Genomic DNA, 23,778 nt, shown 5'->3' with positions numbered 1-23,778 from the left:
CCCAATAGCCCTGCTTGATCAGCCAAAGCTCGCACTTGAGCAATTTCTTTGGGGGATTCAGACTGAAAGTAAATCTGCAGTTCACTATTTTGAGTCAGCTCTATAACAAAAGAAGCCTGATCAGCAGCGGGTAACCCGAGAACGACACAAAGCCCCTTGTCAGATTTCAGCTTTTTCAGACAGGTACTCGTATCAGGTGAGACCTGCTGCCTGTTTTTCTGGGCTTCCACAACGATGGGAGCCTGTAGCAAAAGAGACAAAATAGAAATGAGTAACAGCGACCTGATGGTGTAGAACTTCAGCATTTCGATCTTCCTCAGCTCGAGTAGTATTTTAAAAGTGAGAGAACCACATCCAATCATTTATGGAACACGTTAACGAATGCATCAGCGTCCCTTTATCATGGCAGTATTGAATCAGATTATCAAAGAGTAATTGATACTTTCGGGTCAATTTTTTATCGTACTGAAATTCGAACAAGCACGAATTTGAGAGTGGATATTATTGTCGCCATTGTGTTTTCTGTTCTGAATGACGATAAGTGTACATGTGGTTCATGCTTGGGATGGAATTTGTCGGATCTTGAGAAAAACGCTATTATCAACTAGTTTAAATTTCAAAAATTGTGAACAATATGTGCAGATTGATTTGCCCATCAAGAAAATAATCAATTTGAGATATCAATGATGGATATGGGCGCAATAGTTTGAGTTAAAACAAGGGGACCTGTTTGACGCTCAAATGGTAAATCGTTTCGACTGGTGATCAATTCTAATCACTGGCGGTGTTCTTGTATGAATCACATTTTACCCGATTATTATGTAAGTGAAGCGACATGGTTTTACCTGTCTCTATTGCTATCGCTCGCGGTGTTTTTCCGCTTTGATCGCATCATCTCATTGCGCAACTTAGATTTATTATTGTTGCTTTCCATTTCCCCGGGACTTTTATTCGTCGGGGATCACCCTCTGCTGGGAAATGTATGGTTGTTCGCGGGAACCGGAATATTAGTGATTCGCATGAGCCTTGATTGCTTTTTTCAGCGCAGACCGCGCGGGGAACAAAATCTGAATAGCTTCGGCATGGCGTTTCTCTGTATTTCGATCTTTGCTTTTTTAGTTGTGCGCGTCTTCACAGAGAACCCGGCACCCGAAACGATTCAAACAGTAAAGCAAGCTGACAGCTTATTGAGCATGCAAGATGTCACTTCTACTCAAAATCAAAAAATTCCAGAAGCCGGACCAACTGCGCGTCTTTTGATTGCGCCTGTTGTTCCCCTGTCATCGGCAGTTGCAGACGGGGCGAATACACCTTCCAATTCTGGAATCTCTCTGGATGGATCCACACTGGCAGCCCGCATAATGGCAATCCTGGCTCATGCCTTTGTGGTTGTTGGATTAATCATTATGGGAAAAGTGCATTTTTCTGATGTTCAGCTGGGATTGGCCATGGCACTACTTTATCTTCTACTACCCTGTACTGCCTACGATGTCAGTAAAACAAATCATGTGTTGCCCGCTGCCTTACTTGTTTGGGCATTTGTGGCCTACCAGAAACCTGTCATATCAGGAATTTTTATGGGTCTGGCATGTGGTGCGATGTTTTTTCCCGTCTTCCTTTTACCATTGTGGGCCAGTTTTTATAGGAAGAACGGTCTGAAACGATTCGCAATCTCTGGCAGTGTCGTTGGTATTATCTTACTTGGTAGTTTAATTCTGACATCAGTGGATCGTTATTCATTTACCCAGCAAACAATAGGTTCGATCGACTGGTCCGTTCTCAAGTTTGAAGGAGGGCAAAATATTCCTGGTTTTTGGGGTGCCGTTGATTCTGCTTATCGGATTCCCGTCTTTGTAGGTTTCGTGCTTTTAATAGCCTGTTTGACAATCTGGCCGCGGCGTAAAAATTTAGGCCATCTGATGTCACATACGACAGCCATTATCGTTGCTACATTACTGTGGTACCCTCAACAGGGAAGTGTGTATCTCTTGTGGTACTTACCGATGCTGCTGATGGTTGTGTTCAGACCACGGTTGTTCCATCAATCACAAAAAGAGAGAGACGATCGGAATCAACAGGAAGCTGAAAACTCCCCCTCGCGATTTCAAGATTCGGTTGGTATTGTGAGACACTCGACTCATTAATCCAAATTCAGTATGCTCTCTGTCTGTTCGATCAAGAATGTTGGGAAAGTTCCTGGTCAGCATCAATAGTGACATTTGTCTCGACGTTTAGAATGTGACTGGACTTTGCCAGAAGAGGTGATTCGACTTCCGGAGATGCGAAATTCGTTTTTGTGCTGACGATGAACATCGGGCGGGCTCTTACTTGATCATAAATACGAGTGACATATTCACCAAGAATACCAATCCCCAACGCATTTAATGCACCAAAAAAAGACGCGGTAATTGTAGTCGATGCCCAGCCGGGAATGGCCAACGCGGTGAATAACTTATGGTAGAGTACAAAAGCAATCAGTCCTAAACAGACGACTGCAGATAATGCAGCAATCGCATAAAAAATGGTGAGTGGCAAGAATGAGAAGGAAAAAATAGCCGTTTTTGCCAGACGGCATAACTCAATAAATGAGACTCGCGTTTTTTCGTCATAACGGGCCAGCCGCTCAACAGTCACTCCAATCTGGCGATATCCTACCCACGAACGTAGTCCCGGAAAGTAGCGATCTCTATCGCTCAGCTGTGCAATCTGAACAGCCACCTGGTGGTCAATGAGGCCAAAGTTGCCAGCGTCACGAGGAATTGGCGTGCTGGATATAAGATTAAGTGTTTTATGAAAGGTCTGAAATGCCCAACGTTTTACTATATTTTCTTTGCGGTCAGTACGAATTGCAAAGACAACATCATAACCTGCTTGCCAATGTTCGATAAAATCGACGATGGCCTTCGGGCAATCCTGCATGTCTGAGTCCATGATCACTACCGCATCACCTGTAGTGTGGAGCAAACCCGCCTGGACCGCTGCCTGATGTCCAAAGTTTTTAGCAAAGTGAATGACTCTCACTCGTGAATTCAACTCGGCAAGCTCATTCAGAATTAAGCCGCTTCGGTCTGAAGATCCATCGTTAACAAAAATGATTTCATATCCGCATCCCACTGTTTGTAAAGATTCTTCAACAGCCTGAAGTAATTGCGGAAGTACATTTTGCTCATTAAAGACCGGAAGTACAACTGAAACGAGTGAGTCAGAAATCGGCTTTCGTGGAAGAAGGGAATGTTGGGAATTGCTTACCTTCATTTAACCAGTACTCCTACGAGCGAAAGGCCAAATGGAACTCCTGTTGAATGAATCAGCTTACGTTCAATTTGGGCACACGATTTCAGACAGGCATTTGTGAAACGTGAAACTCGGGCGAAACAAGGCGGGGAATCATCTGTGCGTTTCAGTATTTTGTCTTTACCTCTGACTGCAATAGCAGCGGGTAGAGTAAACGAGTTCCAGTATGTCAGCCACTTTACTTTCAGGCCAGCCTCTTTAGCATGCTTCCGAAATTCCGATTTTGTATAACGTCGAAAATGTCCTAATTTCCGATCCCAGTCAGAATACAACATGGGATAAGCAGGGACCGTAAGAATAATTCCCCCATCATCGGCCAATGTTTCTGCTGCATTTTTTAGTAACCCAACCGGGTCCTCCATATGCTCCATCACATCTAACAGGATGACAGCTTTTGCAGACGCAGTAGAGACTGGCCAGGGTTGACTCAGGTTGTGTACATGTATATCGTTAAGGCCACGCGATCGGCCATGTTCGACCGCATCTTCCATTAAATCAAAACCGATGACTTCATATCCGAGCTGACTAAATTCAAGCAGGTTACGTGCAGAACCAATGCCACCCTCTATAACCAGGCCAGGAGGGGGGAATTCATTCATCAAAACTTCTGTGACTAACTTACGTTTGGCGACATGCCACCAGTAGTTTTCTTCCAATTCAATCAGCTCGGTGAGGTGTCCTGGATCCACGATTCTTAATTTCTCTTTGGGGTGATAACTGTTATAGGAAATTCAATATGCACTATGCAGATTGAAGTAAAAGAGGCCTCGATGAGGTCAGCATAACGGGGCAGCCAGGCGAACTCTTCAGGAATCCTGATGAATATAGTAGATTTTCATTCAATATAGTCGTATATATTTTATCTATACTGCTTATTCTGGCTATAGTGTTTCTGGATGCCTTTTTCGTGAGGGAATAGGCAGGTGTAAATATGTGGAGTATACGGCGTGGAAAACCAGCAAACTAGACAATCGACAGGGGCAACATGGTTTGCCGCTGTGATTTTCCTTTTCATTCTCATTCTGAATATCCCGCTCTTCATCAGAATGCCTTTAGCAACAGATGTTGTACTTTACGATTTGCAGGCCCAAATGGTCCTGAATGGAGGAACTCTCTATCAGGATATGTTTGAGACGAATTTACCGGGGATTGTCTGGTTACACATGCTGGTTCGTTCTTCGGTTGGGATGAGTTCAGATGCCATTCGAGTCGTTGATCTGTTTATCTTCAGCGGCACAGCCTTGCTACTGATGTTGTGGAATCGCAGGAATCATCTTTCTCTGACTGGTATGCTTTGGGTTGGCATCGCATTATTCTCGTTTTACTTCTCCCTTTCAGAATGGTGTCATTTTCAGCGGGATACGCTGATTCTTCTCCCTGCACTGGCTGCAGTCTGGTTGCGACGCAAACAAATTGATCGACTTATTGACGGCGCTGATTCACTACCACAAGCTTCATTGACGTCAGTATTTGGGTGGGCGTTCCTGGAAGGGCTCTTCTGGGCAACCGCATTTTGGATCAAACCCTTTGTGGCTGTTCCAGCGATTTGTGTTTGGGTTGGATCACTTTTGATCCTTAAAACATTCCGCAAGCGAATGATTGATTTCTCAGGAGTACTACTCGGAGGATTATGTCTGGGAGCGATTGGGATCTACTGGATGTGGCAGACTGGCGCCTGGTCTTCGTTTTATACGACATTTACTGAGTGGAATCCTGAGTATGTGGCCGCCCGAAAAGCAGGATGGCAACCATTACGATTTGCCCAGTTTTTATATCGTTTTTATCCCTGGTTCTTACTTCATTTACTGGCGGTGCCTCTCGCTTTGATCGCACTGAAAGACTATTGGAATAGCAACGCGAAAACAGACAGTGATGCACTGGTGGAGTCGGGGAAACGCGATGCAGTGCTCTTATCTCTATTTTATTTGGGGTGGCTCGTTCAGTCGTTTGCGTTCCAGCACCTCTTTGATTATGTGCATCCCCCTTCTCATTTGTTGGCCATCACAGTTATTGGTGGTTATTTAGGGAGCCGATTTCAGAAGCGTTCGCTCACTTGGGGCTGGAAAAGTAGCTTAGCCTTTTTTTTGATGATGGTGATGTTCTCATTTCCGGCGTTTAAACCACAGCGGGTTATGTTATGGAAGACCTGTTTGTTGAATTCCAGTAATGCCCAGTTGAAGTCCAAGTTGGCGTTATTGGTGCAGGTTGATTGGGAAGATCTGTATAACGTCAGACAATATTTGCAATCTCAAAATCTAAAAGATGGACAATTACACTGTTACAACAGCACGTTGGTTTATTTGTATCCAGAGTTATCAGTGAAACCTGCGACTCGGTTTGTGTTTTTCGATTCGGTGCTGATTTTTTGCCCTAACCACCGAAAAGAGCTTTATGCTGCAATAAATGAAAGCCAGCAAAAATACATTGTGACCGACTTAATCGACAGCGGTTTTGGAAGTGAGAATACGTTGGCAAAGTCAGCCGACCCAAAGCAATTAACGCCTCCGGACTATCCTGTCAGTCTCAAAGGTGCCTACCCATGGTCGCATCCTGTAGTTTTTCGTTCGGGAAGATATCTGGTTCATAAAGTCGAACGTCCTTTGGGAAAATTTTTGGGAAGCGGAAAAGTTCCAACAGAAACACAAGTTGAAAAATTCTATCAAAGACAACAGAAGCAGTCAGACGCTTCAGAAAGTAAATGACGAAACAGTCGGCCTCGCAAATCCTGCCAATTATTGCTTTGCAGTGGTATCCGGCGAGGAATGCGAAGACTTGATCAATAAAATGAAAACAATGGCGAGTGTCATGATAGAAATAAGACGTCCGATTTTAAAACCGGGTGGCGTAAACGAGAGGTGGACGTCGTGATTTCCTGCTGGAAGTGGTATGGCCCTTAATGAAAAGTTGGCGGGTAAGATCGGAATCAAACTTTCATTGACTTGTGCAGACCAGCCCGGGTAATAGATATCTGAAAGTACCAGATATCCCGGTTCGTTCAATGCAGCGGTGATTTGCAGCTTGTTGGGAGTGGCTTTAGTAATGTCTGCAGCCTTATAAGTTTGTCGTTTACCTTTTGATAGCACGTCTTGTTGTAACAGGACCTCGTTACGCGGTTGTATTTTTGCTATTGTCTCTACAATTTGTTTACTTTGCTCATTCTGATTTAATGGTTTGGTATTCCCAATTAAAAAGGCTCTGGGGAGTGGGTTTGTATTTTCCAGAATCAAATACGGGATTTGAGTTGGTTCTGAATTTCGCAAAGTAAATTCTTCAGGTACTGATCCTTTTTCAACAATCTTCCACCCGTCAATCTCAACACGTTTATCTGTTTGTAATATGGCATATTTCACACTTATAAGGTCCAGCAATTGTTGGCGTGCCGTGGAAATTTGTGGCTCACTATACCCGGCCATCATCAGGGCAGCGTCCTTTTGCGGAAAAACTGCTGCTGCCAATAGCCCTAGTCGTACAAGCGGTACAGGCTCATAGCCCTGGATTTTCAAGATCTGGTTGTTCCATGCTTCGCGGTCACTCAGTAATTTTTGGCCGACAAGGACTCTATGCTGTCCCAGGTTATTTTTCAGGAACTTTGTGATTTTTGTTTCTTGGCGAAATGTTGCCTGAGGAATTGTCCGTAAAATCCGATTGCTGTGCACTGTCAGTTCTCCCGAGCAGATGACGCAAAGTAAAATTAGGCCCCCTGCTGCTGTTTTACGAGAAATACAGGCTAAAAATACAGCCGCCGAAAGACCTAGTACGGCAACGATGCATGGGATCAGTTGGATTTTGATAATACGTTCTGGATCAATATTCAGTGTTACCAGACCATCTGAAGTAAATACAAACCAGGGCAGTAACAGTGAGGCTGTGATGAAACAGACGCTTGAAATGATTCGATATTTATTTCTTGATGGGTTCAGGAACAGGTTCGAAATCGATTCACAACCAAAGCCCGCCAGCATGGCTATGACAAGCGAACAGATCCAGAGTAGTCGAGCGGGTATTCGGAACATGGAAAAGCCCGGAATGACCTCATAGCACAGTTTATAAAATGGTAGATGTGGTCCGAATGCTAATAAGATAGACGCCAAGCCAATTAGGGACAAACGAATGACTGTTCGTTTTCTAAATGAAGCGATCGTTCCCAGGCAGGCGAGCAATAAAGGCAGGCATCCAAAATAGCAAACCGCTTCCCAATAGTAGCCCCCTGGACCTCTGTAATTAGCGGGTCCTCCCCAGACAAAAGGGTCTAGTAGCTGCAGCAAACTAGGAAGTGAGAGGCTACCACTTTCCAAAGCTTTTAAATCGATGCCACTTGCTCTGACCGCTTGTTGGGTATAGATATAAACGGGAATCAAATCAACGGCGACCAGACCCATCGTCAGGATGCCCGCAATCAACCAACCTTTGAGTAAGCCAGCAGTTGAAATCGTAGTTTTTGAATGCTCAGGATGGATTTCGTCATTGATTTCTGAGTCTGCTGCTGATGTTCGATTGTTTCGCGGGCGTGCAATGAGAGCCTCGATAATAATAGAAGCAGTGAAAAAAAGCAGCAAATAATATAGTTCTTGAACATGGCCACAGCAGAACGCTAACGCAATCAACATTGCCAAAATGGGAATTGCTTTTTTGCGACCTTCTATTAACAGTTCATAACCATAAAAAATCCATGGGAACCAGGCGATCTGAGTGATGGATGTGAAATGACCTTCACCCGTTTTTGCTACAAAGTAAGGAGCCGCCAGAAAGATGATCCCTGATATTAATGAACTGAAGAAACTGAGTCGGTACTTCCGTCCAAGTAGATAAGCCCCCCAGCCAGCCCACCAATGGTGAAAAAGAAGAGACCAACTGATTGTTGTTAATGCGTTTGTGAAATAGAAAATCCAGTTTCCCGGATAGAATAATGACGATTGAGGGCTACCCAGCCATGGCATTCCCAGTAATGAATAAGGGTTCCAGAAAGGAAATTCAGAGTGTTGTTCAAAACAGATCTTTTGATAGCTTTTAAAGGCAATGAATTGATTCGTGGTATCGTTATGGCCTTGGTCTTGTGACCCAACGAGTACATCAGTCGGATGGAGCACTAATGCCTGGAAGCAGAAGCCTAAAGTGATTGCAAGTACCAAAGCTGCTATCAGATTTTGAACCAGTCTGGAATTCATGAGCATCATTTTTTTAAAGCCCGAACGTGTGGTTTTTCGTTAAGAATGACTATCAGTTGTAAAGGAACTGATACAAGCCAGCACATAATGCATAAAAAAATAACATTCGTACTGACTCAGTTGTCTACTTTTTTGGAAAGTTCAACGCCTTAGGAGGATGGAGAATGTCTGTGCCTGATTTTATATAGGAACCGCATAGATTGTGCCGAAATAGAGTTTTGGCACAAAGGCAATCGGGTATTATTTATCCAAAAACAGGAGCGAGAAGATTTGCTGGTTGAATTTTCCAACCAATCAACTGCGATTTGGAGGCTGCAATCCATGTGGTTCAATGATTTTTCCGTACATTTCGGGACGCCGGTCTGCCAGACGATCAATCACATGTTTCTCTGGTACCCGATCCACTCTTTTATTGCGCGCGATTGCTGGGGCAATCGTAGCATAGAGAATTTCTTCTTCTGTACCGGAAGCACAGGTTAGTGTCTCGCCTGAGGGAGCGCAGATACTACTTTTCCCAATAAACTGAAAACCTCGTTCAAGGCCGACCCGATTGATGGCACAATAATAAATCCCATTCTCCATCGCACGCATGTTGATCGCATGTTCTGCCACACATTCTGCGCCGGATGGCCAGTTGGTGGGAAGTACGATTAAATCTGCTCCCTGAAGTGTCATGACACGCGATGATTCCGGGAATGCACTGTCATAGCAGATATTGAGCCCGATATTCGCCGCTGGATGAGAGTAAACAGCGAATTCACGATCGCCGGGGGCTACGAATCTGTCAACACCCAGAAATGGCAAGTGGATTTTGCGGTAACATCCCAGAACGCCATCAGGAGTAATCAGGACGGCCACGTTATAGACACTCTGTTCAGCAACTTCCAGCATGCCAACGACAACGGAATGATTTAATTCACCGCAAACTTCTTGCAGTTTTTCTGTCGAAGGGCCAGGTATCGTTTCTGCATAAGGCATCGCTTCTGCCAGGCTGGCAAAACAATAACCAGTTAAAGCACATTCAGGGAAAACAGAAAGGGTCGCGCCGTTGGATGCCGCCTCATTCATTTTCTCAATGATGCGATTCAGGTTTTCTTCCTTGGCCATCAACGAGACGTTCATTTGTACGCCGGCTATTTTCATCGAATTCAATTCCTGGGATATTTTTACCTGGGATATTTTTAATGGTGAGGAAATACAAAAAAATACAAATTATGAATTGATGTTGATTATAGACATCAGCATGAATCGTTTCTATTGAGTTCCGTTGAATCCAAGAAAATGTCATCGACGTGTAGTGTCAAAGGGAGATGCTTGTTGGACAGGGGGCGTCAAGTCCGTGGGAGCGACCTGCTGTAGTGGAACAAGAACACCAGATTCAACGAGAGTGATATAAGTCATGGTTAGGAGAATCGCATAGGCAACAGCATTTCCAAATAGACCTTTACCAAACCATTTTATGGCAGTTCCAGAAGATTTTTTCAAACGGATTTTGGCTCCTTTTCGTTCTACGCTGTAGACTTCATCGAGAATAAGGTGTGATAGGAAGCCTAACGAGATACCGCCGGCCATGAGAAATTTGACGGCATAAGAATCACTGACATAGGTAAGGAAAATGGATTCTCCTGCGATAATCAAAGCCGGGAGACTATGGAACATGCCGCGATGCACTGCGAATTTTCCCAATATAGCTGCTGCTCCATATCGAACAGCAGCGTAAGTCACTATAGCCATCAGGACGGCGGCGTCAGGGTCACTATCGATTCGTATCATACTTCTCATCGCGACAAACGAAGCAACAGCCGCTGTCAAACTGAAGAGTTCTTTAATAGGGCGTCCAGTTTCTGCATCGAGATCCGGCAACATGCCACCGATCCAGGTCAGCACACCTGCAATGATTCCCTGTATAGGAGTAAATCCTATTAATAAACAGGCGATCGTGCCGTATCCGATTCCCAGTAAACCACTGACACTAATATGTTCCTTGTAACCGGCCATACTTTTCTTCCCTGAAGTTGCGGTACAATTCTGGTATGTATAGAGCGAGATCGTTCGCTCGGGGATCGTAGCAAAGAACAGGTGTAAGGATCAATGGGATTTCCCAATTGGGTCTTGCAAGCTTGATCTGCAGCTTATTGCGCTATGATTTGTAGGATTTCGTCTTTTAAAGCGGCATTCACAGCCAATCCATTTTCAGAATAAATCGATGGGTTTCCTGCAAAGTCGATCCAGTGGCCTCCTGCTTCTTCTAGAATGGGAACCAGTGCAGCCGCATCCCAGGGGCTTAAAACAGGATCAATCATGACTTCTACCCTCCCTGTAGCGACTAGCATATGGCCATAGCAGTCTCCCCAACCGCGAGCCAGATAGGAGTTGCGACAGAGGTACTCATATGCTTTTTGTTTGCCAATCGTTTCCCAGCGCGTCATGGTGGTTGTGCAGAAGACAGATTCTGAGAGTTGAGTTTGATCAGAGACTTTCGCCCGACGGGGTTCCTGATTTCCGATTTTCCACCATGCCCCCCCTCCCTTCATGGCATAAACGACTTCATCTAATGCCGGGAAGCGGCAGACACCCATTACAAGTTTACCGTTTTCTTCCAATCCCAGGAGCGTTCCGAACAAAGGGACACCATGGGTAAACGGTTTCGTCCCATCAATGGGGTCAAGGATCCATTTGAATTCGTTTGTGCCTTCTACAGGTGGTAGTTCTTCGCCCATGATACTGTCGTTGGGAAAAGCCTGAGTGATTTCCGCTCTTAAAATCTCTTCCGCTCCGCGATCGGCAATGGTAACCGGAGAGTTATCGCTCTTTCGTTCGACTTGCAGATCAGGAGATTGATAATATTTAAGAATCAGATCGCGGGCTTTTTCTGAAGCCGCCAAAGCCAGTTCTAATCGTGCTTTTATTTCAAAATTTTCTGAGTGTGTATTCATGATAATTTAATTCTATTTCTTTACTTAAGCCTTCTGAATTAGCCAATGAAGGTGACAGATGATTGTCTTTCGAAAATGGGCTAACTGTTTTCCAGGCGATAAAGGTGCTCCCCTGCTTTTCTGACGAGAAGAATGCCTTCTTCTTCGCGGTTTGCAAATGATTCTACATCAATGCTGGTCGGATCTCGATAACCTAGGTTGATTTTCTCGCAGAGTTCAGGCGGAATTTGTGACGCTAGTGTGACTTGTACACGAGGATGTTCTACACCGTCTGTAAAACTTCCGGTTCCTCTAACATGAGTCGAATGCGCCAGAATTCCCCAGGGGAACGACTTGAACTGATCCCATTGTTTCGTAAAGTAGTCGCGAACGTGATAGCCTACTTGTTCGATCAGCGCGCCATGCGTAATGGAAATTTCTTTCATGTGAGGAGCATAGATTATTAACTCTCCTCCATCAGCGACAACAGGCTCCAGTTTATACATGCATTTTCCGGCGACCCATAGTTCATCGTACATCAGTGGGGCGCAGGATAGAACTTGTTTGAATGGTTGGGGCATACGTTTGATGTGAATTTGACCCGATAAGTCTGCGGCAGATTCCCAGGCAGACTCCGGCGTGCCATAAAACAAACCATAAAGCGAGCTGTCGGGAGCAACAACAAAGGTGATACAGCGTTTCTCGTTGGGTATCATTGCGGCAGAACGATTAACCACTTCACGTACAGGAGTGTGCTTTACACCAATAATTCCGACGTTTGTGATCAAGGCACCCAGCCAGTGAAAAAAGTTCAGCAGGTCCGGGCCAGAAATACCTGGAAAAAAGTATTTACTTCCACCAGAGAAACCAACGACCTCATGAGGAAAAACTGGTCCCATGATTTGCAAGATATCATAGTCTTTCACACGCGAATTAATCGTGACAGGGACTTCCATTTCCAGCAGTCCATCTGAGATTTCTGCCGTCTCTTCTTTTGTCAGAATACCCAGTTCTGTCAGCCTGTCGGGTTGATCCCATTCATGATTGAAAAGCCCAACATCCTTATATTCCGTTTGTCTTGCACTTTCAGAAATTCCAAGCAAACGGCAGATATCCTGTTCGGGCATTGGTGGATGCGTTCCCAGGGCAATCAAGACGTCAATTCGTTTCGCGACCGGGCTCAGAATGCGATAAAAAGTAGAAAACAAAAGTGGTAAAGGTGCGGTGCGGGTCGCATCTGGAACGATCAACAGGATGCTCTTGTTACGATAGTCTTCGACGGGAAGATTCGATTCAAACCACTGAATCACTTCCTGGTCAGTAAGAGTTTTATAAATTTTTTCCATTGTCAAAGATGCTTTCAGATAAGCCCGTTTGTTCGCTGTTTCTGTTTGGATTTCGGAGGGCCAGCAGTGAAAACGAATTATATGATGATTGACTTAAATAGTGAATTGAGCGACCTTTTCTGTGAAAGTCCTATAGCACACTTTTAGTGATACAACCAGTCTTATGGTGATGAACTTCCGAGACTATTTAAGATAATAGAATGTTCACATTTATTTTATATGGAAGTCAAAAATTCATAAGAAAACAAGCCAGACTGACTGGTCAAAAGTAGCGTCAATCTAGTACCCTCATAAGGTGCGGCTTCAAGATGGTTTGAGAGTCATTCTACTCGTGTTGAATCTGGTCCGTTTTGACTTTTAAGAAGCTGATACTTTAAAATTTATTGTGTCTCGACCGATACTATCGTTGGTCCAAAAGAAACTCAGGGCTGACTTATGCAAATAAAAGGGAGTGTCTCAATAATGCGAATTGCGTTTTGGGATCAGGCAGGAGGCCGTCCATGACCTTGGCAGAAATGCTTGAAAATCAATTTCGTGCAGATATCCGATTCCGCGGTGCAGCTTATATTGAAGCAGAGAGAGTTGAGCTCACTCGAGTTACAGCAGATCATATCTTTGCTGTTGTTCGCGATGGAGTAGAGTATCAAACTCAACTGTCACGCGACGATGGCAATCTGAAAACTTATTGCACTTGTGATCAGTTTCAAAAATTTAATGTTTGTAAACACCTTTGGGCAGCAATTCTCGCCGTTGATCAGGCAGGATATCTGACAGGTGTCATCAAACCGGGTTATATTCCTCCTTTTATTATCGAAAGTGCCCCACTCTCATTCGATGAGGATGATCCTGAATTTGATTATTCCATGCCTGCGGATTTCGAAATAAGTGGCCCCCGTTCAAAAAAGATGAAATCGGGTGGTAACCAGTCGACAGCAGTCTCAACAAAGCCCCGTTTACGTGAATGGGAAGCCCGTCTGGTAGAACTCAAGAATGAGTTTGTGATGGCCCCCGTCCTGTCGAAGACGACACAGCAAGAACGCGAAATTTTTTATGAAATCGATGTCGAGGAAAGTCTGGAATCGGGCCAGTTGGTCGTCCAGACATCTCAGCGGCAGCGACGCGCAAATGGCCAGTGGGGTAAGCTGAAGCCCCTTAAGCTGAAAGCAGGTCAATTGCAGGAAGTGGAACATGAGGATGACCGTCGGATTCTCGCGTATCTTTCTGGAGGAACTCCTGAAAGAACAAATTGGCGCGCACAACAGACAGAAACTCAGGTTGCTGCGTTCCGATATCGAATTCCCTACGAATTATGCGAATTGATATTGCCACTGATGTGTGGCACAGGTCATGTACGTTATCTCGATCGCCAACCCGAAGATGTCGATTCTTTAGTCTGGGATGGGGAGCACTCCTGGGAATTCTGTATGGGAGTGGAACAAAATAAAAAAGAGTCTAATTGGAATCTCAGTGGCCACTTAAAGCGTGGAGATCAGGTTCTGGAAATCTCCTCAGCACGGTTAATTGTCGCCGGCGGTCTTGTCTTAACACGTGATAAAATTACACCGCTGGAAGATTACGACTCGTTTCCCTGGATTAAAATGATTCAGTTAAACCAAACGATTGAAGTCGAAGAGGGAGAAGAGCAGGAACTGGTAGATCGATTACTGGATATGCCAGTTCTTCCCAGACTCGAATTACCCTCGGAATTGCATCTTGAAGAAATTACCTGCGAGCCAAAGCCGGAATTATTGATTCATTCACCTCAGAAAAAACGATGGCAACAGGATCGCCTTTTTGGTGAAGTTCACTTTAACTACCTGGATCATTTGGTTTCGGGTTCCAGTACGCAATGGGCTATCGTTGATCGAGAGGAGAAACGTTGCATTCTCCGTAATCGAGAAATGGAATCAAAGGCCTGGACCTTATTACAAGATAGTGGTTTTCGAAGATTATTGGATCGGCGTGTTCAGGGACGCGATGTTGAGATTTCTGCAAGAGATTTGGGAAATGCTGTTCGCGATCTGATAAAAGAAGGTTGGGCAGTTCGAGCAGATGGCAAACAGGTTCATCAACCAAGTACTATGCTTTTCAAAGTTCAGTCCGGGATTGACTGGTTTGAACTACATGCAGACATTGATTTTGAAGGCCAGACCGTTCTCTTTCCTGAACTGCTCTCTGCATTAGCACGTGGCGATTCTTCAATTCGTCTTGATGATGGTTCATTGGGAATTCTTCCAGAAGAATGGATAGAACAATATGGCATTCTCGCTGGAATTGCGGTCACCGATGAAGATCATCTTCGATTTGCTCCCAATCAGGTTGCACTGCTTGATGCTTTGCTGAGCGCGCAGGAGTTTGTAGAAACAGATGCAGTATTCGATGAATTTCGGGAGAAGATTAAAACATTTTCAGGTATTTCTATCGATAAAGAGCCTGAGGGGTTTAAGGGAGACTTACGCAAGTATCAACTCGAGGGATTAGGGTGGTTACAATTTTTACAGGATTTCCATTTCGGCGGCTGTTTAGCCGATGACATGGGTTTGGGAAAAACTGTTCAACTACTCGCGTTACTATTAAGGCGAAAACAATCACGTGAAGAACATTTACCATCTTTGGCTATCGTGCCAAAGTCATTAATGTTCAATTGGATTCAGGAAGCGGAAAAGTTTACTCCTGCGATCAAGACTATTGAATACGCGGGAGGAGAACGCACAAAGCTCATCGAACAATTGACTGAATATGACCTTGTGTTAACGACCTATGGAACGATGCGGCGAGATATTAATCAGATTAAGGATATCCAGTTTGATTATGCTGTCTTAGACGAAGCGCAGATGATAAAAAATTCAGGATCTCAAGTCGCAAAAGCATCACGTTTGCTTAAAGCGAAGCACCGAATTGCGTTAAGCGGTACACCTGTAGAAAATCATTTAGGAGATCTTTGGTCGATCTTTGAGTTCCTCAATCCGGGAATGTTAGGTCGCAGTTCTGTCTTCAAAGCATACACTAGTGATATTGAGGATAAAAATTCGCGAGTCATGTTGGGGAACGCCCTGCGTCCATTCATTTTAAGACGAACAAAAGAGCAAGTCGCCAACGAGTTACCCGAAAAAGTAGAACAAACTCTGTATTGCGATATGGGTAAAGAACAAACTCGTCTTTATGATGAATTAAGACAACACTACCGCGATTCTATTTTAGGAATGGTTGAATCTAAAGGTCTTGGTAAGACGAAAATACACGTACTTGAAGCACTGTTGCGTTTGCGACAAGCTGCCTGCCACCCTGCTTTACTGGACCGTGGTCAGGCGCTGGATGCTTCTGCAAAAATGGACGTTTTGATACCACATCTGGAAGAATTGATTGAAGAAGGTCATAAAGCATTAGTTTTCTCACAATTTACAAGTATGTTGTCTATTGTGCAGGAGCATCTGGATAAAAAAGAAATTGTCTATGAATATCTGGATGGCCAAACTCGTGACCGTAAAGAGCGAGTTGACCGGTTTCAGACTGATAAAGACTGTGGCATATTCCTGATCAGTTTGAAAGCTGGTGGGCTGGGCTTAAATCTGACCGCCGCAGACTATGTTTTCATTCTCGATCCCTGGTGGAACCCTGCTGTAGAAACACAGGCCATTGACCGGGCACATCGTGTAGGCCAAACCAAACGTGTCTTCGCTTACAAATTAATTTGTCGCAACACGGTCGAAGAAAAAATTACGGAACTGCAACAACAGAAGCGTGAGTTAGCAGATGCGATTCTGGAAGAAAATCAGAGTGTTCTCAAGAATCTATCAAGTGATGATCTCGAACTTCTCTTATCGTAAACCCGATTATTTATTAACCGGCTTTTTCTCCGCCAGTCCTCGTGTAAACGCCTCATAAGCTTCCCGATATTCTTCGGGAACAGGCAAACGGCGCGGGCCAAGGCTGTTATTAGTTTGCTTTCTGGTGCTCGTACGATTTCGTTGTTTTGCGCCAGGAGCAGGTTTAAGCGATTTTAACATCTCTTCGAATTGACGCTTTCGCGCCAGGGATTCCGGCGATTGTTGATTCAACTCAGGATTTTGGAGCTGTTTTTGTAAGCGTTCAGAAAACTGTTTCATCTCTTCTTTTGACCAGCCTAATTCGTTTAATAATTCCTGATCAACTTCTTTGCGTTTTAGTTCATCTTTGATACGTTTCAGAACCAAATTTGCAGCCTCTTTTCCATATTCCAAATTGGCATCCTCCGCTTCGGGAAGATTATGGTCGCCTTCAGCATTGGCTGGGTTATTACCTTCTCCCGGGGTTGCTCCGCCACGGGTGGCACTGCTTCCTTGAGGATTATCTGATTTTGAGCTGGTGCCTGAGCCTGGTGTTTCTTCTGATTTGGATTGGCTTTTTCCCTTAGATTCCGATCCCTTGCCTTTCTCGCCTGAACCTTGTTTTTGTGATCCAGATTGACCGTTCTTGGACGAGCCCTTACTTTTTTTGTTTTGAGCATTATTTTGCTTCGCGGATTGTCCAGAATTTGATGGTTTTTTCTCAGTCCCTTTTTCCTGATTACCCTTTTTCCCTGTTGAGTCACCCTTGCCGGGCTGCTTACTTCCCGATTGTCCCTGGTCATTTTGAGAACTTTTACCAGTGTCTCCATCCTGTGGTCGTTTGGATTTCTGGTCGGTTGGTTTGTTCTTACCTTCAGGACGTTCGTTAGCACCATCTGGTTGATTATTATTTTGCTTTTTCTTGTTTCCGTCTGATGGTTTTTGTTTTTGTGAAGGGGATGGGTTTTGATTCGAGTTCTCTGACTTCCTCATCCTTTTCTGGGGTTTATTTTCTGAATCAGAATTCGGTTTTTCAGGAGATTGATTCTGGTTTTTTGGCTGCTCGCCCTGTTTAGGTTTGGAGTCAGAAGAATCATTTTTCCCAGGCCGGGTTGCGGGTTTGTCATTGGGGTCACGCTGAACATTCTGACTGTTCTTTTCAGGTTTGGCATTGGGATCGTGATCTGGCGTCCCTTTTCCTTTAGTTTTTTCATTCGATTTTGTTTTCGTGGCATCATCCGAGGGGGGAGCCGACTCCTTTTTGCCATTTGGAACAGGACCAGTTTGTTTTTGAGGCTTTTGGTTAGAAGAATCTTTGTCAGGCTGATTTGCTTTTGAAGAAGGTTGTGATTTAGAATTCTTATTTTCTGAATCTTGCGGAGTACCATCAGGGTTTTCGGAAGATTGAGAAGTAGAATCCTTTGAAGAGTTCGATGATTTCTGTCCCTGCATTTTCGGGTCAGAAGATTGATTCTGTGAATCTGGCTTCTCGGATTCTGGCTGTTTTTGTTTGGGATCAGACTTTGGTTCTTCGCCTTCTTTTTTCAGTTGTTCCAGGATTTTCTTGATCGCTTCCTGATCGTCTTTGCCGCCACTGTCTAATCCTTTTTTATCGCCTGGTTTTTGCTGATTTTGTCCCGTTGATGGTTCCTCAGATTGTTGAGGTTTGCCTTGCTTATCTTGTTTGTTCTCTCCGGTACCCTTTTCGGTTTGATTTTCTTCTTTAGTTCCTTCACCCGATTTGCTCTTTTCGGATTGATCTGGTTTCGTTTTCGAATCTTCACCGCCGGTATGAGAGCTCTTGCCCGATTTCTTTTCGGATTGATTATTTGGGTCCGGGTTTTGTTTCTGTTTTTCCTGCTCTGATTTTTTCTTTTGTTCCTGCAGTTGTTTTTTAGCTTCTTCTTTTGAGACAGGTTTTAATATTTCAATTTTGATTTTGGGTGTGTTTTGTCGATTTCCAGAAGGTTGCTTGTTGTCGCGTGCCTCGACCCAGAAATAAATGGTATCTCCCGGAGAAAGTCTTAATGGTTCCAGTGAGAAATCCTGATTCAAGCTGACACGCTTTTCAGCACCTTCAAATAAGGATTTATCGAGCATGCGAATTTGATCTTTTTCAACTCTCAGGTCAAGGTACCGAATTTTAAAATCAGGATCTTCAGCCATGACAGAGATTGGGACGATGCCGTTAGCCGGCATCTTTAAATCCTGTTTAGGTGAAAGCAATGTGATTTCTGGAGCTAGATCCGGACGAATCATAAGCGGATAAACAGTGGGGGAAAGAGTTGTCTGTCCTGCTTCGTTTCGGCATTTAATCTGATAGAATTGGGGTGAACTGCCATCCGCACGTAGTTTTAATTTCCAGGAAGCCGTTATTGAATTGTTCTTGATTATTTTTTCAACTTTGTATTCTTCCAGTAATGAAGCGGAATCTTCTTTGTCAGAAAAGAGAACTTCAAATGAAGTGATCGGCATATTTGTTGATGCATTGATCGAGACGTTGGTTCCCTCCCAGGCATCGATGGCGCCGCCGGGTTGTTCAACATCTGAAATTCCCATGTATTGAGGGTACTCATAACGCACGGAATGCACAGTGGCAGAAGGTGGCTGGATGACTTTTACCTTAAACGTATCAGAGACTGCATCACCGGCTTCAATGTGGTAAGTTAATTCCTGCCGAATTCCTCTACCATTAACGCCGATGATGACTCCCTGGTAACGTTTTAATGTGTCATCCATGGAACGTAAGGCAATCGGTTCATCAACTCTGCCCTGGTCACTGGATGTATAGAAGAGCATGACTTTCTCGGGAACTTCGCCACGTAAATCAACAATCACTTCCAGTTGGCTGCCGGAGAGGACTTCGGTATTTCCAGGAGTCACTGAATTAATCTGAGTTTGTGTGGCGAATTCTCTTTGGGGAGAAAAGGACATTGCTGCAGAAACTGAAGGCCAGATTTCTTTAGGGGAGAATAAAGCGTAGAAGCACAGCAAGGCTACGACAATTAACAGACCGTAAGAAAGATTCATTAAAGGACGGCGATCGACAGCCAGATCGGTATCAGTCTTAGAAAGTGTCAGGGCGGCTTTCTTTTCCAGTGAATTGATAATTTCTGGATTGACCGATCGATTTGATTTTTTTAAATCAATCAGATTCAGAAGCGAGCCTTCCATCTCATCGGATGTTTTTTCTAAAGCGTGTGCCGAGTAAAGTCGTGTCACTTTTTTGAAATAGGGAATGACCAGTTTCCAGACAGACCAGCCTAGGGAGGCAAGCACAACTGCTGCCAGCATTAACAGGCGGGATGTGTGCCCAAAACCTCCTTTGATAATCCAATGATCGCAGATGACAAAAATCAGGAGGTAGCCAAGAAAGATTGTAGAAATTCCAACACCGGTTGTGAGTAGGTCATTGGCTTTGATGTTTGAGCCAGTTTTAGAAATCTGAAAATCCACATATTCATCGAATTTGGCGTAATGCCCCTCTCGATTTTCTGTGGTTTCAGGTGATTTGGATGCTGTTGACATGGAAAGCTCGTATCTTGATAGAAACCTGTGTGTATTCTCCCGTATCTATTATAGGATGATCGACGCCAGCAATGGTATTAATGTTCCCGATTTTTTAATGGGTTTCTTTTTTACCAATATTTTTCAAGAGATTACGAAACAAACCCGTAAAAGTCTTTAAACCAGACCTTTATGTTTTCGCAAAAACCATTCTCCTGTGAGTAAAACCACGAATAAGAGCAGAAAATACCAGTTATCCCAAAGTGATATTCGTCTGTACCTTAGCAGGGCGTTGTTCCAGGATTTTTCATCATTCATTCGAGTTAAAAAACTTTCCAGTTCTTCAGGTGGAAGCGAACTTCCACCTGATAATGAAGAGATGGCCTCCAGTAAGGAATAATCGGCTGCTGGATTGTCTAGTTCCAGATCGCGAGGGTCGACAATGAATCGGGTTGTGGCATCAAATCCAAGAGATACGCCATTTTTTTCTGCATGAACCGTGACCCAATAATCGCCCGGTTCCATTGTTTGTGTGTAGGTGGTGGAGGAAGATTCTCCCGAACCCACTATTTGGACTTGGGTGGATTTACCCGAAGGGCCTGTGACCTGAACTGTAAATTTGACGTCAGAAATGGGTTTGTCTTCTGAATCTCGGGCTCCGAATTGAATGGGGACTCTGGCGCCAGGAGAAACATTTCTGGGATTCACACGTGCCCAGATGCTTTGGCCGGAATCATTTTCTTTATGAGCCAGCCAAAGGATCAACTGGCGCCAGAACTGCTCATGTTCTGCTCGGTTGCCAGAGAGAAACCACTGAAATGTCGTATCGCCGGCAAAGGCCATGACCCGCGCTCTTCCTACATCTGAAGCAAAAAGTAAAGGAATAGCTTCACCCCCCGCCGACTGAGCCAGAATTTCAACTGTCTCGTATTTTTTTCTTAAACGATTTGCTCCTTTCAACGGAGCCAGGGAATTCCATTTGTTCTGATTATCTGTGGCACTGTTTTCAAGTTGCATGACATAACGTTTCAAACCCAGAGGGGTCGGAACCATTTTGAGATCCTGTAAATAATGCAGATCTTTGGCAATGTTATTTCCTGCTTGTTTTTCACTGGGACGCATCTGAACTGGGATGAATCTGTCTAATGTTGTGCCTGCATAGCCTCCCGGGCCGAAGCTGCGATAGCCGCCCGTCATTAGAAGCCCTGCCCCCTGTTCGATTCGGCTGGAAATCTGTTGGATGACTTTAGGTCCTAGAAGATCTGCTGGAACATCTCCAATGAGAAATACATCGTATTTTGAGAGGTCCAGATTTTGTGGTATTTTGCCACCAGAAAATCCGTTTCCCACAGGAATGTAATCTAATTGTATTTTGGGGTCATTCATTGAACGAATAAATTTTTGCTCAGGACGGAGCGAGTCAAAATAAACGACTTGTACGCCCCCCTTCTGAACGGTGACAATCGTTTCCAGGCGGTTGTTCGTCTGTTTGATTTCTCCTTCCAGTGGAACCACTTCGACGGCAATTTTGTATTCGCCCGGAATCTCTGGAGTCCAAAACAGTTCAACGGTACTGAGTTCATTATTCTGAGTGGGATGAATCTGCGTTGCGACTCGGGAATTATTGTACGCGGGAGCAGGTTTCATTTCGCCCGCTTCACCGATTTTCTTATCAGTTCGGTCTTCAACGAGAAGGCGCACCGTTAAATCGCGATTAAGCGCACCCAGGCTACGTACTTTCACGCTGATGGGGGTCGTTTTTTTCTCGAAAACCAGCGGGTCGATTATCAGACTTTCCATAACCAAATCTAAAGATGTGTCTTTCAGATTAGAAGACCCAAATCCAATGGTGTAAATGGGAATCCCTGAATCTCCAAAATAACTGGCTTGCGATCTGGTATCGACATCAAAAGGTGGAAGTGCACGTTCTGCCCCATCTGAAAGTAGTAAAATTCCTACCAGTTTTTCCTGTTGTATTTGAGATGAAATAGAATTCAGTGAGTACCCGATTGCTGTCTGTTCTCCGTTGGATTCTTCAGAAAAAGTTTCAACAGGTATCAGCTCTTTTGAAAAATTAAATCGTTTGATTCCAATTTTTTCATCCATGTTTTCGAACTGTTTTTTTACAGAATTCAACGTTTTTACTAATTCATTTCGACGTGTTGTGCTACCCGGTCCATCTTCAGTCTGCATGCTGCGACTGGAGTCTGCCAGAATATACAGCCAGGACTGTCTGGTTGTTTTATCAGTCAATTCAATGGCAGGACGTAGCAGCATAAATACAAGCGCAAGCACAGTGAGTAACCGCATGCCTATCAACGATCGACGTAGCGTAGGTGATAAGTGTTTTACTCGTTTTGGATAGGTGATCAAAACCAATGAAATCAATGCAATGATGATCAGAGTCATTATCGGCCAGGACCAGATTGGTTCAAGAATTGGTTTCATATCGAATTCAAGTATAGCTATGATTATTTGAGGAGATGATTAAGTTTCAGAAAGGGGTTCTGGTGTTTGGTCAATTTCATAAAAAAAGTTGGCAGTAAAATGTTCCAGACAAAAAAAGAGTAATAATAGTGTGGCAAGGAGCGGGAAAATTTCGACTCCCAGTCGGCCGGTACGAATGGTTCGTTTGAGATCCTCTGTATTACGTGCCAGACTGTAGCGTTCCATTCCCAATAGCTGATTGAGTTCTTCAACTGTTATCGGCTGGAAATCGCTCTCTCCAGGAGATGAGTTGATACTGAACCCTGTTGAGAATTCAGTTTGATTACTGGAGTTGTCGATCAGTTGATAATGCCCTGCTACAGTGGTTTCTGGAACGGATATTTGTTGCTTTCCCGGCTGAACATCGACGCGCAGTTGTTTTAGATCGGGTGTTCTTAACAGAAACGAAGTAAGGTTTTCAGCAGATGAGGGCCATTGGTAGCTCGCGATATCTCCCGCGAGATAATTTGTCCGATTGGATCTTGCGTGAATCAGGTAGCGGGTCAGCTGATCTGCAAAAGCCAGATATGACCAGCGGGCAAATAAAAGCTGACTCCAGCTGTAGTCGTCAATGCCCGTTGTAAGAACAATCACTTTTCCTCGACCAAGAGATTGCTCCACAATTGCAGGGGAATGGCGAGAATCGGTATAGCGGGCTAAGACTTGTCCTTGATTGACAGGATCGACACGCCAAAAACGAGTGACCTCCATTGACGAAAGTTCTCCCGTTCCTCCTAGATTCTGGAAGTAAGAAAAGAGAGAGTGTTGGTTATTTTCCAGATCTAAAAATTCTGGTGGAATAAATTTTAGTGAGCCCAGCAATTCCACGGGAAGTATTTTTTGAGCTGCTTCTGAATTAAAGGAAATAATCATAGATTCGGGAGCATCACCATCACTGCCTAAAATTAAACAAAGACCCCCTCCTTTTTCAGTATACTCTGTTAATTTCTGCCAGGTAGTTGCAGGCATACTCGTTACATTGATGAAATAGATGGCTGAATATTTTTCAATGGGGAGTGAATCGATGGCATTCAGAGGTGCGACTTTGCATTGAAAGCGATTTTTCTTTAAAGCGATCAGAGATTTTGGGGCTAAGGCATCGCTCCATAATCGTGCAGAATTCTGATCAGGGCTGATGATTAAAATTTCAGGCGGTGGATATGCCGCGATTGTAAAATAGCGGACGTCGTCGGGAAGATACGGATCTGATGATGTGATTCGTAATTCACCCTGTGTGATTTTCTGATTGATATTCGGA

At 44.2% G+C, this 23,778-nt stretch carries 14 protein-coding genes; 3 read left to right on the top strand and 11 right to left on the bottom strand.

Annotated features, from left to right (window positions below; genetic code table 11):
- Positions 1–305 (bottom strand): hypothetical protein (locus tag Q0668_RS09220; protein WP_298863260.1); only part of this gene is annotated, 305 nt, incomplete at its 3' end.
- A 489-nt stretch (positions 306–794) separates the two neighbouring features.
- Here Q0668_RS09220 and Q0668_RS09215 point away from each other — a divergent pair.
- Complete coding sequence (locus tag Q0668_RS09215) at positions 795–2,144, top strand: glycosyltransferase family 87 protein (RefSeq protein ID WP_298863259.1); 1,350 nt, start codon at positions 795–797, stop codon at positions 2,142–2,144.
- Positions 2,145–2,175: 31 nt separating this feature from the next.
- Here Q0668_RS09215 and Q0668_RS09210 read toward each other — a convergent pair whose 3' ends face one another.
- Positions 2,176–3,255 carry a glycosyltransferase family 2 protein gene (locus tag Q0668_RS09210; RefSeq protein ID WP_298863256.1) on the bottom strand — a complete coding sequence of 360 codons (1,080 nt, stop codon included), beginning with the start codon at positions 3,253–3,255 and terminating at the stop codon, positions 2,176–2,178.
- The gene (locus Q0668_RS09205; RefSeq protein ID WP_298863253.1) at positions 3,252–3,983 is read right to left on the bottom strand and encodes a class I SAM-dependent methyltransferase; all 732 of its coding nucleotides are present in this window, start codon (positions 3,981–3,983) and stop codon (positions 3,252–3,254) included. Before Q0668_RS09205 ends, Q0668_RS09210 begins: the two co-directional genes overlap by 4 nt.
- Before the next feature lie 258 nt (positions 3,984–4,241).
- Here Q0668_RS09205 and Q0668_RS09200 point away from each other — a divergent pair, with 258 nt between their 5' ends.
- Positions 4,242–5,996, top strand: coding sequence for a hypothetical protein (locus tag Q0668_RS09200; protein ID WP_298863250.1), 1,755 nt, complete (start codon positions 4,242–4,244; stop codon positions 5,994–5,996).
- Between the two features lie 30 nt (positions 5,997–6,026).
- Here the strand turns inward: Q0668_RS09200 and Q0668_RS09195 are convergent, their stop codons facing one another.
- The 5 genes from Q0668_RS09195 to Q0668_RS09175 all read right to left on the bottom strand — a co-directional run bounded on the left by Q0668_RS09195 (position 6,027) and on the right by Q0668_RS09175 (position 12,720).
- Entirely contained in the window at positions 6,027–8,459 is a 2,433-nt protein-coding gene (locus Q0668_RS09195) for a YfhO family protein (protein WP_298863247.1), read from the bottom strand.
- Positions 8,460–8,753: 294 nt separating this feature from the next.
- Positions 8,754–9,602, bottom strand: a complete 849-nt coding sequence (locus Q0668_RS09190) for a carbon-nitrogen hydrolase family protein (protein WP_298863244.1) — start codon at positions 9,600–9,602, stop codon at positions 8,754–8,756.
- Positions 9,603–9,743: 141 nt separating this feature from the next.
- Positions 9,744–10,457, bottom strand: a complete 714-nt coding sequence (locus Q0668_RS09185; RefSeq protein ID WP_298863242.1) for a metal-dependent hydrolase — start codon at positions 10,455–10,457, stop codon at positions 9,744–9,746.
- Positions 10,458–10,591: 134 nt separating this feature from the next.
- A complete protein-coding gene (locus Q0668_RS09180) occupies positions 10,592–11,395 on the bottom strand; it encodes an inositol monophosphatase family protein (RefSeq protein WP_298863239.1) in 804 nt (267 codons plus the stop codon).
- Positions 11,396–11,475: 80 nt separating this feature from the next.
- Entirely contained in the window at positions 11,476–12,720 is a 1,245-nt protein-coding gene (locus tag Q0668_RS09175; protein WP_298863236.1) for a lactate racemase domain-containing protein, read from the bottom strand.
- 500 nt (positions 12,721–13,220) lie between these two features.
- On the opposite strand from Q0668_RS09175, the gene Q0668_RS09170 reads away from it, so the two are divergent.
- Positions 13,221–16,547, top strand: a complete 3,327-nt coding sequence (locus Q0668_RS09170) for an SNF2-related protein (protein ID WP_298863232.1) — start codon at positions 13,221–13,223, stop codon at positions 16,545–16,547.
- A 6-nt stretch (positions 16,548–16,553) separates the two neighbouring features.
- On the opposite strand, the gene Q0668_RS09165 is transcribed toward Q0668_RS09170, so the two are convergent.
- From Q0668_RS09165 to Q0668_RS09155, 3 genes are all read right to left on the bottom strand, one after another.
- On the bottom strand, positions 16,554–20,054 hold the full coding sequence (locus tag Q0668_RS09165; protein WP_298863230.1) for a hypothetical protein: 3,501 nt from the start codon (positions 20,052–20,054) through the stop codon (positions 16,554–16,556).
- 156 nt (positions 20,055–20,210) lie between these two features.
- On the bottom strand, positions 20,211–22,481 hold the full coding sequence (locus tag Q0668_RS09160) for a hypothetical protein (protein ID WP_298863227.1): 2,271 nt from the start codon (positions 22,479–22,481) through the stop codon (positions 20,211–20,213).
- Positions 22,482–22,520: 39 nt separating this feature from the next.
- Positions 22,521–23,778 (bottom strand): hypothetical protein (locus Q0668_RS09155; RefSeq protein WP_298863224.1); only part of this gene is annotated, 1,258 nt, incomplete at its 5' end.

Source organism: uncultured Gimesia sp. (assembly GCF_937910335.1).
GTDB lineage: Bacteria > Planctomycetota > Planctomycetia > Planctomycetales > Planctomycetaceae > Gimesia.
This window is presented reverse-complemented; position numbering and strand designations above follow the sequence as displayed.

What these genes read in the sequence shown, in the direction of transcription:
- Q0668_RS09215 (WP_298863259.1), top strand. Translation starts at nt 795, where the DNA reads ATGAATCACATTTTACCCGATTATTATGTAAGTGAAGCGACATGGTTT.
- Q0668_RS09210 (WP_298863256.1), bottom strand. Translation starts at nt 3,255, where the DNA reads ATGAAGGTAAGCAATTCCCAACATTCCCTTCTTCCACGAAAGCCGATT.
- Q0668_RS09195 (WP_298863247.1), bottom strand. Translation starts at nt 8,459, where the DNA reads ATGAATTCCAGACTGGTTCAAAATCTGATAGCAGCTTTGGTACTTGCA.
- Q0668_RS09190 (WP_298863244.1), bottom strand. Translation starts at nt 9,602, where the DNA reads ATGAAAATAGCCGGCGTACAAATGAACGTCTCGTTGATGGCCAAGGAA.
- Q0668_RS09185 (WP_298863242.1), bottom strand. Translation starts at nt 10,457, where the DNA reads ATGGCCGGTTACAAGGAACATATTAGTGTCAGTGGTTTACTGGGAATC.
- Q0668_RS09180 (WP_298863239.1), bottom strand. Translation starts at nt 11,395, where the DNA reads ATGAATACACACTCAGAAAATTTTGAAATAAAAGCACGATTAGAACTG.
- Q0668_RS09175 (WP_298863236.1), bottom strand. Translation starts at nt 12,720, where the DNA reads ATGGAAAAAATTTATAAAACTCTTACTGACCAGGAAGTGATTCAGTGG.
- Q0668_RS09170 (WP_298863232.1), top strand. Translation starts at nt 13,221, where the DNA reads ATGACCTTGGCAGAAATGCTTGAAAATCAATTTCGTGCAGATATCCGA.
- Q0668_RS09165 (WP_298863230.1), bottom strand. Translation starts at nt 20,054, where the DNA reads ATGTCAACAGCATCCAAATCACCTGAAACCACAGAAAATCGAGAGGGG.
- Q0668_RS09160 (WP_298863227.1), bottom strand. Translation starts at nt 22,481, where the DNA reads ATGAAACCAATTCTTGAACCAATCTGGTCCTGGCCGATAATGACTCTG.